The 13,687-nt window shown below is 63.8% G+C and carries 12 protein-coding genes; 7 read left to right on the top strand and 5 right to left on the bottom strand.

Annotated features, from left to right (window positions below; genetic code table 11):
- Window positions 1-63: 63 nt before the first annotated feature.
- A complete protein-coding gene (locus ACF8EF_RS10965; RefSeq protein ID WP_392461128.1) occupies window positions 64-675 on the top strand; it encodes a LysE family translocator in 612 nt (203 codons plus the stop codon).
- A gap of 48 nt (window positions 676-723) precedes the next feature.
- Here ACF8EF_RS10965 and ACF8EF_RS10960 read toward each other — a convergent pair whose 3' ends face one another.
- Both ACF8EF_RS10960 and ACF8EF_RS10955 read right to left on the bottom strand, forming a co-directional pair.
- Window positions 724-1,923 (bottom strand): MFS transporter, encoded by a 1,200-nt coding sequence (locus ACF8EF_RS10960; protein ID WP_392461127.1) that lies wholly within the window; start codon window positions 1,921-1,923, stop codon window positions 724-726.
- A gap of 106 nt (window positions 1,924-2,029) precedes the next feature.
- On the bottom strand, window positions 2,030-2,935 hold the full coding sequence (locus ACF8EF_RS10955) for a LysR family transcriptional regulator (RefSeq protein WP_339444172.1): 906 nt from the start codon (window positions 2,933-2,935) through the stop codon (window positions 2,030-2,032).
- A 117-nt stretch (window positions 2,936-3,052) separates the two neighbouring features.
- On the opposite strand from ACF8EF_RS10955, the gene ACF8EF_RS10950 reads away from it, so the two are divergent.
- From ACF8EF_RS10950 to ACF8EF_RS10940, 3 genes are all read left to right on the top strand, one after another.
- Window positions 3,053-3,403, top strand: coding sequence for a cupin (locus ACF8EF_RS10950; RefSeq protein WP_176683302.1), 351 nt, complete (start codon window positions 3,053-3,055; stop codon window positions 3,401-3,403).
- 250 nt (window positions 3,404-3,653) lie between these two features.
- Window positions 3,654-6,071, top strand: a complete 2,418-nt coding sequence (locus ACF8EF_RS10945; protein ID WP_209965424.1) for a glucose/quinate/shikimate family membrane-bound PQQ-dependent dehydrogenase — start codon at window positions 3,654-3,656, stop codon at window positions 6,069-6,071.
- 100 nt (window positions 6,072-6,171) lie between these two features.
- The gene (locus ACF8EF_RS10940) at window positions 6,172-7,440 is read left to right on the top strand and encodes a carbohydrate porin (protein ID WP_392461126.1); all 1,269 of its coding nucleotides are present in this window, start codon (window positions 6,172-6,174) and stop codon (window positions 7,438-7,440) included.
- A 41-nt stretch (window positions 7,441-7,481) separates the two neighbouring features.
- Here the strand turns inward: ACF8EF_RS10940 and argE are convergent, their stop codons facing one another.
- Both argE and ACF8EF_RS10930 read right to left on the bottom strand, forming a co-directional pair.
- A complete protein-coding gene (argE, locus tag ACF8EF_RS10935; protein ID WP_392461125.1) occupies window positions 7,482-8,642 on the bottom strand; it encodes an acetylornithine deacetylase in 1,161 nt (386 codons plus the stop codon).
- Window positions 8,635-9,312, bottom strand: a complete 678-nt coding sequence (locus ACF8EF_RS10930) for a DUF1028 domain-containing protein (RefSeq protein ID WP_176683298.1) — start codon at window positions 9,310-9,312, stop codon at window positions 8,635-8,637. Before ACF8EF_RS10930 ends, argE begins: the two co-directional genes overlap by 8 nt.
- 317 nt (window positions 9,313-9,629) lie before the next feature.
- Here ACF8EF_RS10930 and ACF8EF_RS10925 point away from each other — a divergent pair, with 317 nt between their 5' ends.
- Window positions 9,630-10,949 (top strand): flavin-containing monooxygenase, encoded by a 1,320-nt coding sequence (locus tag ACF8EF_RS10925; RefSeq protein ID WP_392461124.1) that lies wholly within the window; start codon window positions 9,630-9,632, stop codon window positions 10,947-10,949.
- The gene (locus ACF8EF_RS10920) at window positions 10,949-11,365 is read left to right on the top strand and encodes a RidA family protein (RefSeq protein ID WP_014590706.1); all 417 of its coding nucleotides are present in this window, start codon (window positions 10,949-10,951) and stop codon (window positions 11,363-11,365) included. Before ACF8EF_RS10925 ends, ACF8EF_RS10920 begins: the two co-directional genes overlap by 1 nt.
- Window positions 11,366-11,650: 285 nt before the next feature.
- On the opposite strand, the gene ACF8EF_RS10915 is transcribed toward ACF8EF_RS10920, so the two are convergent.
- Entirely contained in the window at window positions 11,651-12,478 is an 828-nt protein-coding gene (locus ACF8EF_RS10915) for an amidohydrolase family protein (protein WP_392461123.1), read from the bottom strand.
- Window positions 12,479-12,626: 148 nt separating this feature from the next.
- On the opposite strand from ACF8EF_RS10915, the gene ACF8EF_RS10910 reads away from it, so the two are divergent.
- Window positions 12,627-13,565 (top strand): LysR family transcriptional regulator, encoded by a 939-nt coding sequence (locus tag ACF8EF_RS10910; RefSeq protein ID WP_392461122.1) that lies wholly within the window; start codon window positions 12,627-12,629, stop codon window positions 13,563-13,565.
- Window positions 13,566-13,687 lie beyond the last annotated feature (122 nt).

The raw sequence follows: 13,687 nt of genomic DNA, 5'->3' as shown, positions 1-13,687 counted from the left end.
CTCTTCCAGCTTGAGCGTTGCGCCATAGACTGGCGCTCTCTCTCGAACAAGGCAATGTTCAACATGGCACTGGACACCTGGCTTATCTACCTGCTGGCCAGCATCGGCCTGTCGCTGACCCCTGGGCCCAACAGCCTGTTGGCGTTGACCCATGGCGCGCTCTATGGCGCACGGCGAACGCTGTTTACCATCGTGGGTGGGGTATTTGGTTTCAGCGCCCTCATCGCCTTGGCCATGTTCGGCCTCAGCGCACTGCTCCAGACCTCGGCGTCGGTGCTGGGCGTCCTGAAGTGGGCGGGTGGGGCTTATTTGATCTGGCTGGGCATTCAACTGTGGCGCAGCCCCGGCCTGCAGCTGGAACTGACCGAGCAAAGCGCGCGGCGCGGCAATGCCGGGCTGTTTCGCCAGGGCCTGCTTTCGGCCATGGCCAACCCCAAGGTGCTGCTGTTCTATGGCGCCTTCCTGCCGCAGTTCATCGACCCACAGCGAGGGCTGGTGCTGCAATTTGCGGTGATGGCCGCGACCTTTGCCAGCGTCGAGTGCCTGGTCGAATACCTGCTGGCGCGCCTGGCGTTTCGCATTCGGCCATGGCTGGCCAAGGGTGGCAAAGGTTTCAATCGTTGCTGCGGGAGCCTGTTTGCCTTGATTGGCCTGGCGCTGCCGCTTGGCCGATAGCGGGCCCGCGAACACGGGCGAAGCCCGTGCCCTCCATCGCGTACCGGTTCAACCCCGGCGTGCTTTGAGTAGAAACACAACCAGCGCCACACCCGGCAACCCCGCCCCCACCAGTGCCACGCCATGCCAGCCAAACAGGCTGAACAGCGCACTTGCCACCGCCGACCCCAGCGCCCCGCCGAGGAAGATGCTGGTCATGTACACCGCATTCAGCCGCCCGCGGCTGGCAGGGTCCAGTGCGTACACTTCGCGCTGGCCGATGACCATGTTCATCTGCACCGCAAAGTCCAGCAACACGCCGGTAAGGCCCAGGCCAATCACGCTGTAACCCGGTACTGTCAGCCCCAGCAACAAGGCCGCCGGCGCCAGCAACAGCGCCAGCAGCGAGCCGGCCCGGGCATGCCCGGCATCGGCCAGGCGGCCGGCCAAGGGTGCAGCAACGGCGCCCACCGCGCCGACAAGGGCGAACACAGCGATCTGGCTTTGTGACAGCCCATGCTCACCGGCGAGCGCCATCGGCACCGCCGTCCAGTAAAGGCTGAACGCTGCGAACATCAATGCCTGGTACAACGAACGCTGGCGCAACAGCGGATAACGACGCAGCAGTGTGAGCAGCGACAGCATCAACCCGGCATAGCTGGCTTTGTGCTCGGGACGCCGCTGCGGCAAGGTCAACACCAGCAACAGGACGATCGCCAGCATTATCCCGGCGGCGCCAATGAACACTGCACGCCAGCCGAAGTGGTCGGCCACCAGGCTCGACAGCGGTCGTGCCAGCAGGATGCCCAGCAACAAGCCGCCCATGATGTTACCGACCACACGCCCACGCTGCTGCTCCGGCGCCAGATGCGCCGCCAGCGGGATGAGCATCTGCACCGACACCGAACTGAAGCCGATCAGCAGTGCATAACCCAGGAACAGCTGGCCCTGGCCACTGCTGCTGGTGCCCGCCAGCAGCAGGCTGACGCACGCCAGGACCGCGGTGGCCACCATCAGGCGGCGGTTTTCCAGCAGGTCGGCCAGCGGTACCAGCAACAACAGGCCCAAGGCATAGCCCATCTGAGTGAGAGAAACGATCAGGCTGGCATGCTCGGTGGACAGCCCCAGGTCCGGGGCGATCAGCCCGACGATGGGCTGGGCGTAGTAGATGTTGGCGACGATCGCGCCGCAGCAGAACGCCAGCAGCACTACCAGAGCCCGGCTCAGGCTGGCGGCTGCCGGTTGCGCTGTCGCAAGGGAGGGGTTCATGCGAAGTTCCTCGACAAGGGATGGGGAGATGCTGGCCACCTTACCCATGCACGCCATCGCCGAGAATCCGGCGGTGGCGCAATGTGGCTTTGCGCACAGCGCAACACTAGTTGCCGCGTATGAGCAAATTTTCGCAAAAGTCGATGAATGCGTTTACCCGCCGTGAGCCCCGGTGGTTGGGCATATACAAGGCGTTGATGCTGCTATTGGCTGTGCCAGGGCTGGCCTGCCAGTCGGGGAAAACCCGCTGCAGGCGCCCCGCCAGCACATCGTCGCGTACCAGCCAGTCGGCCAGCAGTGCGATACCACTGCCTGCCAGTGCCGTTTCACGCAACAGGTCGGCGTTGGCGCTGCGCAGTGGCCCGTTTACGTCCAGCTCCAGGCTCTCCTGGCCACAGGTCAGGCGCCAGGGGCGCGCTTTCTGCCCATAGCGAAAGCGCAGGCAGGCATGGTCAAGCAACTCCCGGGGATGCTGCAGTGGCTCACGCCCGACCAGGTAGGCCGGGCTGGCCACTAGCCAACGCTGAAAACCGCCGAGCCGGCGGCACACCAGCTCGTCATTGGGCGAGGGGTCGCCCAGGCGAATCGACAGGTCATAGCGCCCGTCAAGCAAGTCGTCCAGGCGGTCGCTGAGGTCGATGTCCAGTTCCAGTGCCGGGTGCTGCGCCAGGAATGCCCCCAGGTGCGGGGCGATGACCCGCCGACCAAACTCCACTGGCAGGCTCAGGCGCAGTACACCCACAGGCTCCTCGCCGCGATCGGCGATGCTGGCATCAGCCTCGTCCAGTGCTTCAAAAATGCCCCGTGCCCGCTGGTAGTAACGGGCGCCGGCCTCGGTCAGGCTGACCTGGCGCGTCGAGCGGTTGAGCAAGGTGGCGCCCAGCGACGCTTCCAGGGCATCGACCAGACGTGTCACCGACGATGTCGCCAGCCCTAGCCTGCGCGCGGCAGCAGAAAAGCCTTGGGCATCGACAGTGGCCACGAACATTTTCATCGCCAGCAGCTTGTCCATGTTCAGCCCGTCTTCCAAAAACCGGAAAGTTCTTACAAACAGCCGGGCGGGTCAAGCAGCGCGCCCCACGGCAATTGCGTCCATAGTGAAATCAACCCAATTCCAAGGAGGCTTGCCATGACCCTGAACAACCTGCTGACCGCCCTGCCGCCCTGCGATCCCGCCAGCGCCGAACGTGTCGACGAATTGCTCAGCCGCCCAGGCGTGCGCGTGGAGCGTATCGTCTCCAGCGGGCAAGCCAGCCCACCCGGTTTCTGGTACGACCAGGCTGAAGGTGAGTGGATCATGTTGCTCAGGGGGGCTGCCGCCCTGCGTTTCGAGCACGAGCACCACACCCGCCTGTTGGCGCCGGGCGATTGTCTGGACATCCCCCCGCACCACCGCCACCGCGTGGAATGGACCGCACCCGGCACGGCCACCATCTGGCTCGCGGTGTTCTATAGCAGCAGCACCCCATGGCCGGCATGAAGGGCCATGCACATGACGCTGTTGTCACGTAGCCGTGGAAGGTTGGGCTTACGACCAAAGCATGAATACAAATCGAACATGCGCATTAACGCCCCGTTCAGTGCGTTTTTCAGCACCTTATCTATACTTTTAGCCACATCTTCGTAAGTTCAGCCCTGCGACAATCAGCCTCGCTCAATTATGTACCAACTTGTTAATTAGCAAGCTAAGGGCTTAAACTGCGCGCATTCCACCTGCTGAGATCCCTGGCATGAAAGAAATACCGCGCGCCTCTGGCGCCACACACTTCATCCTGGTCGGCTTGGGCGTGATCATCGCCCTGCTCGGCCTCCTCCTGGCTGCTGGCGGCGTCAAGCTCGCCGGTCTGGGCGGTTCCTGGTACTTCCTGATCGGCGGCCTGGCCATGGCCATCGCCGGTGTCCTCATTGCTCGGCGCAAGAAGGCTGGCGCCTGGCTGTATGCCGTGTTCCTGGTCGGCACTGCCATCTGGGCGGTGATCGATGCAGGCCTGGTGTTCTGGCCGCTGTTCTCGCGCCTGTTCATGTTCGGCGCAATCGGCATGGTCGTGGCGCTGGTCTACCCGCTGCTGGCGCGTGCCAACGGCGCCAGCGCCGGGCGCGGTGCCTACGGCGTCGCCGGGGTAATGGCCGTGGTACTGGTGATCGCGGTCGGCAACATGTTCGTTGCCCACCCAAGCGTCGCCCCCAACGGCAAAGGCCCGGGCATGACCCCGGTCGAAACCGGCAAGGAACAGAAAGACTGGGCCCACTACGGCAACACCGAAGGTGGCAGCCGCTTCGCCGCGCTTGACCAGATCAACCGGGATAACGTCAACAAGCTGAAAGTGGCCTGGACCTACCACACCGGCGACGTCGCCATCAGTGACGGCAACGGTGCCGAAGACCAGCTCACCCCGCTGCAGATCGGCAGCAAGGTGTTCATCTGCACCCCGCACAACAACCTGATCGCACTCGATGCCGACACCGGCAAGGAGCTGTGGAAGAACGAAATCAACGCCCAGTCCAAGGTCTGGCAGCGTTGCCGTGGCATGGCCTACTTCGACGCCACTGCCGCCATCGCCCAGCCAACCCAGCCGAACAGCTCACCGATCACCGGCGTTAGCGTACCAGCCGGTGCCAACTGCCAGCGTCGCCTGCTGACCAACACCATCGACGGCCGCCTGATTGCCGTCGACGCCGACAACGGCGAGTTCTGCCAGGGCTTCGGCAACAATGGCCAGGTAGACCTCAAGGCCGGCCTGGGTGATGTGCCGGACTCCTACTACCAGTTGTCCTCGGCACCGCTGATGGCCGGCACTACCGTAGTGGTCGGCGGCCGGGTTGCCGACAACGTCCAGACCGACATGCCAGGTGGCGTGATCCGTGGTTTTGACGTGATCACCGGTGAAATGCGCTGGGCCTTCGACCCGGGCAACCCGGAAGATCGCCAGGCACCACAAGCCGACAGCACCTATGTGCGCAGCACGCCGAACAGCTGGGCGCCGATGTCTTACGACCCGGCGATGAACACCGTGTTCCTGCCCATGGGTTCGTCGTCCACCGACATCTACGGCGTAGAGCGCAGCAAACTGGACCACACGTACGGCGCTTCGGTGCTGGCCCTGGACGCCACCACCGGCAACCAGAAGTGGGTGTTCCAGACCGTGCACAACGACCTCTGGGACTTCGACCTGCCCATGCAGCCGAGCCTGATCGACTTCACCAAGGACGACGGCCAGTCGGTACCTGCGGTGGTGATCGGCACCAAGGCCGGGCAGATCTACGTGCTCGACCGCGCCACCGGCAAGCCGCTGACCCAGGTCGACGAAGTACCGGTCAAGCCAAGCAACATCCCGAACGAGCCGTACTCCCCTACCCAGCCCAAGTCGGTGGGCATGCCGCAGATTGGCGCGCAGACCCTGACCGAATCGGACATGTGGGGTGCCACCCCATATGACCAGCTGCTGTGCCGCATCGACTTCAAGAAGATGCGCTACGACGGCCTGTACACCGCGCCGGGCACCGACCTGTCGCTGAGCTTCCCGGGTTCGCTGGGTGGCATGAACTGGGGCAGCATTTCTACCGACCCGGTACATGGCTTCATCTTCGTCAACGACATGCGCCTGGGCCTGTGGATCCAGATGATCCCGTCGCAGAACAAAGGTGGCGCAGCGTCCGGTGGCGAAGCACTGAACACTGGCATGGGCGCGGTACCGCTCAAGGGCACCCCGTATGCCGTGAACAAGAACCGCTTCCTGTCGGTCGCCGGCATTCCATGCCAGGCACCGCCGTTCGGCACCCTGACCGCCATCGACATGAAGACCCGCCAGGTAGCCTGGCAGGTACCGGTCGGCACCGTTGAAGACACCGGCCCGCTCGGCATCCGCATGCACCTGCCGATCAAGATCGGCCTGCCAACCCTTGGCGGCACCCTGTCGACCCAAGGCGGCCTGGTGTTCATCGCCGGCACCCAGGACTTCTACCTGCGCGCTTACGACAGCAGCAACGGCAAGGAAATCTGGAAGGCTCGCCTGCCAGTAGGCAGCCAGGGCGGCCCGATGACCTACGTCTCGCCGAAAACCGGCAAGCAGTACGTGGTGATCACTGCTGGCGGTGCACGCCAGTCGACTGACCGTGGCGACTACGTGATTTCTTACGCTCTGCCGTAAGACCGCGTCGCCTGCTTCGCGGGCAAGCCCGCTCCTACAAGGCCCCTGTAGGAGCGGGCTTGCCCGCGAATGCCCCTCAAAGACAATCCGAGATTCTGTAATGCCATCCGCAATTCGCATCACCCCCACCCTGCTGCTGGCCCTGGCCAGCACCACTGCCCTTGCCAACGACGACCTGCTGACCCGCAGCACCCTGACCGGTGACTGGGGCGGCCTGCGCCATCAACTCGAAGAAGACGGCGTCAAGATCACCGGCGACTACAGCGGTGAAACCGCCTACAACGCCCACGGTGGCCTGCACCGCTCGGCGCGCTATTCGCAGAACGTCAAGCTGGGCGTGCAGTTCGACCTGTCGAAACTGTACGGCCTGGACAACGGCGGCAAGGTCCAGCTGACCATCAACGACCGCCGCGGTAACAGCGCCTCGGAAGACCTGGTAGGCAACCGCCTGCCGATCCAGGAAAACTACGGCGGCCTGTACACTCGCCTGACCGAGCTGAGCTACGAGCGCACGCTGTTCACCCCGGCGCTCAACGTCAAGCTCGGCTACATGGCCATGGGCAACGACCTCGGCGGCCTGGACAGCGGCATCCTGTGCAATTTCATGAACGCCGGCTTCTGCGGCCACCCGCTGAACATGTCCGGCGGCAGTGGCTGGGCCAACTACCCCAACGCTCACCTCGGTGTGCGGATGAAGTACGACCTGTCGCCCGCCTGGCAACTGCGCGTGGCGGCGTTCAACGTCGACCCCGAAAGCAATGGCAACTCAAGCCGCGCCTGGCACCTGGGGCCCAAACACACCACCGGCACCGTGGTACCGGTAGAGCTTATCTACAAGCTGCAAGGTGAACTGCCAGGCGAGTACAAGCTGGGCTACTACTACGACAGCTCCGATGTGAAACGCATTGGCAGCGACGATGAAGTGTCCGGCCGAGGTGGCCATTACCTGCTGATCGACCAGGCGGTGTGGAACGACCAGGCCTCCCCAGGCCGAAGCCTGCACGCCTTCGGCCAGTACTCGGCGTCAAGCAAGGCCGCTTCGCCGTTCACCAAGTGGTATGGCGCCGGCGTGGTGCTGTACAAACCGTTCGAAGGCCGCCCGAAGGATACCGTGGCACTGGGTTACGGCCGGGCCGTGCCCAACCCGCGTAGCCGCGATGTGCTGGAAGATGCCGCTTTCGACGCGGGCCAGCAGTTCCCGGATATCGACAGCGCCGAGCAGTTGATCGAACTGAGCTACGGCTACCAGGCCACGCCATGGCTGAACCTGCGCCCGGATGTGCAATACATCATCGAGCCAGGGGCGTTTTCGGGCAAAGACATCGACAACGCACTGGTGGTTGGCCTGCAGGTCAAGGCGACCTTCTGAGTCACCGGGGCCGCGCTGCGGCCCATCCACCGTCGCAACCATCAAGCCTGCTTGAGGTAGTCCACCAGCCTCAGCAACATGGCATCACAACCCCGCAACTGCTCGACACTGACAAACTCATCCGGCTTGTGGCCCTGGTCCATGCTGCCAGGCCCGCACACCACGGTGGGGATGCCCGCCTGGTCGAACAAGCCACCTTCGGTACCAAACGCTACGGTACCGAACGCATCCGAACCACTGAGCAACGCCACCAACCGCGCAGCCTCGCTGTCCTCCGGTGTCGCCAGCCCCGGATAGGCGCTCAGCGGCTCCAGGCGAATGGCGCTGGCAGTATTGACCTTGCGCATACGCGGCAGCAACTCGGCTTCAGCATACGTTTGTAACTGGTCGGCCACCGCCTGCGCCTCGAACCCAGGGAGCGCGCGTATTTCGAAATCGAACTCGCACTCGGCCGGCACGATGTTCAGCGCCCTGCCCCCTTTGATCACCCCGGTCTGCACCGTGGAGAACGGCGGATCGAAGCGCTCATCGTGATGAGCCGGTAGTGCCAGGGCATCGCCGATGTCACCCAACTTGCCAATCAGTTTCGCCGCATATTCGATGGCGTTCACCCCATACGGCGCGTACGCCGAATGGCACGCTGCGCCCTGTACCTGGCAACGCATAGCCAGCTTGCCCTTGTGCCCCAGCACCGGCTTGAGTTCGGTGGGTTCACCGATCAGGCACAGCCGTGGTTTACACGGGCGCTGTTCGAGGGCAGCCAGCATCGAGCGCACGCCCAGGCAACCAACTTCTTCGTCATAGGAAAATGCCAGGTGTATCGGCATGCGCAACGGCTGGGCGAGAAAAGCGGGCACAGCAGCCAACACCGAGGCGATAAAGCCTTTCATGTCGGCCGTGCCGCGGCCATACAGGCGGCCGTCACGCTCACTCAGGGCAAACGGCTCGACCGTCCAGGCCTGGCCATCCACCGGCACCACATCGGTATGGCCAGACAGCACCACACCGCCAACATCTCTGGGGCCGATGGTGGCGAACAGGTTGGCCTTGGTGCCCTCCGGGTTATGGAACAGCTCGCATTCCACTCCCAACTCGGCCAGGTAATCACGGATAAAACCGATCAGCGCCAGGTTGGAGTCGCGGCTCACCGTGGCAAAGCCGATCAGCCGGGCCAGCAGCGTGCGGCTGGCAAATTCACTCATCGCCCGGCACCCCATAGCTTGGCGCGGCAGTCGGGTTGAGGGCGCGGGTAACGTAATCCTGCATCTGCGGGCGATAGGCTTGCCACAGGCCATCGAGCGCGCCGATCGGGTCGCTATCGGCCCAGTCGACGCGCAGGTCCACCAGCGGCCAGGTCAGCTCGCCCGCAATCTTCAGCGCCGCCGAGTGCACAGGCCCGGCTTCACCACCCGCGGCCATCGCCGCGTGCATGGCTGCCAACAGGCGGTCGGCCAGGTGGCCGCCGGCCTGCTCGAAGGCCAGTACCATGGCTTCGATCACCTGGGTCGAGGACAGCAGGTTTCCAGCCGCCGCGCATTGTTCGCCGGCCACTGCATGGTGTGTGCCCAGTGCTTCCCGCCCGGTGAACAATGCCACCTGGCCGTGACTGTCGATCACCGTGACCTGGCGGTATTCACTCCAGCCATTGGCACTGAGCACCCTGTCCAGCGCAGCAGCAGGCGGTAACTGGCCATGCTCCAGGGCATCGAGAATCTGCGGCCCCAGCGCCGGCAGGGTGATGTTCTGGGTAGAGACCGCGCCCACACCGGCACGCACCCAGGGGCAACGGGCACCCACGGCGATGCTCGACGAGCTGATGGCAATACCGACCTGGCCGGTTTCCTGGCAACGACCGATGATGGAGAACGTCATGTCATGGTTCCTGTTGTGCTGTGCAATACACGGCATTCTGAGTGGAACCTTCGGGTGGGCGAAACGACCTTTTTCCGAGGGGGTAGGCAGGAAAAAACTATGCTCAGGCGCTGGACCTCTGCACCACCCCGGAAAAACACGGCACCCACCCGACCAACCCACCCCACAGGCCAGAGAAATCAAGGCCTTCGCCGTTTTATCGGCAAGTACCAGCTAAATACTATTTTCGCCATTTCCACGGCATCCCTAGTCTGGCTCCAGGCAACGGCGGTCCTCCAAACCGACCTGACAATAACCGCCTGAACAAGGGCTCGGACATGACACTGAACAACCTCGAAATCGACACCCTCGTCGTCGGCGCCGGCCAGGCCGGCGTGGCCATGAGCGAACACCTGAGCAAGCTTGGCGTGCCGCACCTGGTACTGGAGCGCAACCGCATCGCACAGGCCTGGCGTACCGGCCGTTGGGACTCGCTGGTCGCCAACGGCCCGGTCTGGCACGACCGCTTCCCAGGGCTGGAATTCAACCTTGACGCCGATGCGTTCGCCGGCAAGGACCAAGTGGCCGACTACTTCGAGCAGTACGTACGCAAGTACAACCTGCCCGTGCGCACCGGCATTGAAGTGAAGCGCGTGGTGCGTAACAGCGACCGCCCCGGCTTCACCATCGAAACCAATGAAGGCGTGATTCGCGCCAACCGCGTAGTCGCCGCCACCGGCCCGTTCCAGAAGCCAGTGATCCCGGCCATCGCGCCGAAAGACAGCAACCTGCACCAGATTCATTCCGCGGCTTATTTCAACCCAGAGCAGTTGCCTGAAGGCGCGGTACTGGTAGTCGGTGCCGGTTCCTCCGGCGTGCAGATCGCCGAAGAACTGATGCGCGCCGGGCGCCAGGTGTACCTGTCGGTTGGCGCCCACGACCGCCCGCCGCGTGCCTACCGCAACCGCGACTTCTGCTGGTGGCTGGGCGTGCTGGGCGAGTGGGACGCGGAAATTGCCAAGCCCGGTCGCGAGCATGTGACCATCGCGGTCAGCGGCGCCCGTGGTGGCCACACCGTGGACTTCCGCGCCCTCGCCCACCAAGGCATGACCCTGGTCGGCCTGACCCAGTCGTTCGAAAACGGCGTAGCGCGCTTCCAGGACAACCTGGTCGAGAACATCAACCGCGGCGACGAAAACTACCTGGCCCTGCTGGATGCGGCCGATGCCTACATCGAACGCAACGGCCTGGACCTGCCGGAAGAGCCCGAAGCCCGCCAGCGCCTGGCCGACCCGGAGTGCATGTGCAACCCGCTGCAGCAACTGGACCTGGCCAAAGCCGGCGTCAGCAGCATCATCTGGGCCACCGGTTACGGCGTGGACTTCAGCTGGCTGCAGGTAGACACCTTCGATGCCAACGGCAAGCCCCAGCACCAGCGCGGTGTAGCCCGCGAACCGGGCGTGTACTTCCTCGGCCTGCCGTGGTTGTCGCGCCGTGGTTCATCGTTCATCTGGGGGGTGTGGCACGACGCCAAGCACGTCGCCGGCCACATCGCCACGCAGCGTACCTACACCGCCTACCGCGACCGCGAGCAACGCGCAGCGGATGAGCAGCAAACCGCCAAGATCAGCAATGTCAGCACCCTCGGAGCCCACTGATGCCTACCCATACTCGCATCCGCATGTTCAACACCAAGGAAACCTACCCCAACCAGACCCTGGACAACGACTTGTGCCAGGCCGTGCGGGCGGGTAATACCATCTACGTGCGTGGCCAGGTCGGTACCGACTTCGAAGGCAAGCTGGTAGGCCTGGGTGACCCGCGCGCACAAACCGAACAGGCGATGAAGAACGTCAAGCAACTGCTTGAAGAAGCCGGCTCGGACCTGTCGCACATCGTCAAGACCACCACCTACATCACCGACCCGCGCTTCCGCGAGCCGGTGTACAAAGAGGTGGGCAAGTGGCTCAAGGGCGTATTCCCGATTTCCACCGGGCTGGTGGTGGCCGGGTTGGCCCAGGCCGAGTGGCTGATGGAGATCGACGTGATTGCCGTGGTACCCGATCAGCAATGACCGCAGGCCTGAATGGCGGGTGGCGACTGCCACCTGCCGTCCAGCCACGCCTGGGTTGCTTGTGCCGCAGCGTGCAAGCGCTGAGGTGCGGGCACGCCAACGGACGACACTTCCACGCTGACACGTCGCCCGCAGTTCGCGCGCAGCTGGCTACCCGGCGCCAGCTCCAACGCCGTCAGGTGTGCCAGGTCCTGCCCATTCAATAGGCCGCACTCCCTCCGCCGAGGCCGAACACAAAACCCGTGGTAAAGGCTGTCGCCAGGCCAATGCCACACAGGCCACCGGCTAGGCAAACCCGAACAATCGCCGAGGGGTCTCCCACATCACCGTGCGGCGCAGCCGGGCATCCGGCATCAGGCGCTCGGCCAGCTTCAGCAGCGGGCCGTAGTCCACCCGCGCGGGCTGGCGAATGAACGGCCAGTCCGAACCCCACACACAGGCTTGGGCGCCAAAGGCTTCGAGCAGGGCCTGCACGTATGCACTGCTTTGTTCGAACAAGGCATCCGCTGCGGCAAACTTCTGCATACCTGACAGCTTCACGCAGGCGCGGCCACTGTCGGCCAGCCGCAGCAACGCCTGGAAGCCGGCTTGCTGCACACCGGCAGCGACATCCGGGCGGCCGCAATGGTCAATCAACAGACGAGCCTGCGAGCCTTGCAGCAGGCCGTGCAGGTCCAGCAACTGGTCGGCACACACCTGCAATTGGGCGAACATGCCAAGCTCGGCGAGCTTGCCGAACAGCCCGTCAACGCCCTTTAGGCTGGCTACCCCGGACAGCGCGGGGTTGAAGGCGATACCCACCACGCCTTGTGCCTGCAACGCCGCCAGCGCATCGAGGTTGATGTCCGCCCTGACCACCGCCACCCCCTTGAACCGCCCCTGCCCGCTGGCCAAGGCATGCAGCAGGCAGCGGTTGTCGGTGTGGTAGCCGCTGTTGGGTCCCACCAGCAAGGCATGTTGCACGCCGTAAGCGTCCATCACTCGGGTGAACTGCGCCTGGGTGGCGACCTCCTGGCCGGAGGGCGCATAGGGTGCATCGGGGTGATAGGGGAACCGGGCGGGGTCAAACAAATGGTTATGGCAATCGATCTTCGCTTCGTCAAATATGTTCACGCAGCACTCCCGTCAAGCGCCACTGCGCTTGTCTGCAGATCTTGTCATTGTGCGCCGAAAGGGCGGTTAGGCTGGGGTTCACGATACTGTGTGGCCGGCTTTGACGCTCATACCCAGATGGCGAAAACCATAACCGAAGGTAATACACATGCTGCTTGGCAACGAAGGCGCAGACGCAAGCCCCATGGTGTTCAAGCTGCGGCACATGGAAGTGTTCAGGGCGGTGATGCTGACGGGCTCGATCAGCGCGGCGGCCAAATTGCTGTATGTGTCGCAGCCGGCGGTGAGCAAGCTGATCCAGTACATCGAAGCGCGCCTGGCCTACCCGCTGTTCGAGCGCGTCAACAACCGCCTGGTGCCGACGGCCGAAGCGCAGGTGCTGTTTCGCGAGGTCGAGCGGGTGTACCAGGCTGCGTTGCAGGTCAACGAATGCGCACTCGCGCTGGGCGCTGGCGGCCAGCGCAAGCTGCGTATCTCGTGCAGCGCATCGTTGTCCACGGTGGTGATCCCGATGGCCCTGGCCCAGCTCAAGCGTGAATCACCGGCGCTGAATATCGAGTGGCAAACCTCGCTGATGGGCGAAATGCCCAACCAGATCTTGTCGAAGAAGGTCGACCTGTCGATAGCCGCCCTGCCGGTGGTGCACGACCACCTGCATTCACAAGCGTTCATGCGTGGACGCATGGTGGTGGTGATGCAGCCGGGCCACCCTTTGGCCGGTCAGCCCGCGCTGACCTTGCAGCAGCTGGAGGGCCATGCCTTGCTGCTGTTCCGGCCCGACATGCCGTTTGGCAAATTGCTGGCCGAACACATCGGGCGCCGCGGGCTACAGCTGAAATCACTGTTGTCGTTCACCAATGCAAACGAGGCTGTGGCGTTGGTCAAGCAAGGCATGGGAATCAGCGTGATCGACGAGTTCGTTGCACAGGACAGCGGGCTCGCGGTGGTGCCGTTGGCCGATGATATTCACTTCGATATCAGCTTCGTCTATTCGCGCTTCGAGCCGCCATCGCATGCAGCACTGCAGTTGATGCGGGTGTTGCAGGGGCAGGCGCAGAAGCTGGGGCGGGCGCTGACGCCGGGCTGATCATCTACGCAACCGCCCCCTGTGGGAAAGGTTTCAGCCGCAAACACTGCCGAAGCCGGTGCAATGCATCGAGTCGGCAGATTCGCGGGCATGTACGCTCCCGATGGGTATACAAGGCTTCA

This window comes from Pseudomonas sp. zjy_15 (assembly GCF_043101865.1).
GTDB classification, from domain to species: Bacteria; Pseudomonadota; Gammaproteobacteria; order Pseudomonadales; family Pseudomonadaceae; genus Aquipseudomonas; species Aquipseudomonas putida_Y.
Note: the sequence above shows the minus strand (reverse complement) of the source record. Positions and strands in the feature narration are given on the sequence as shown.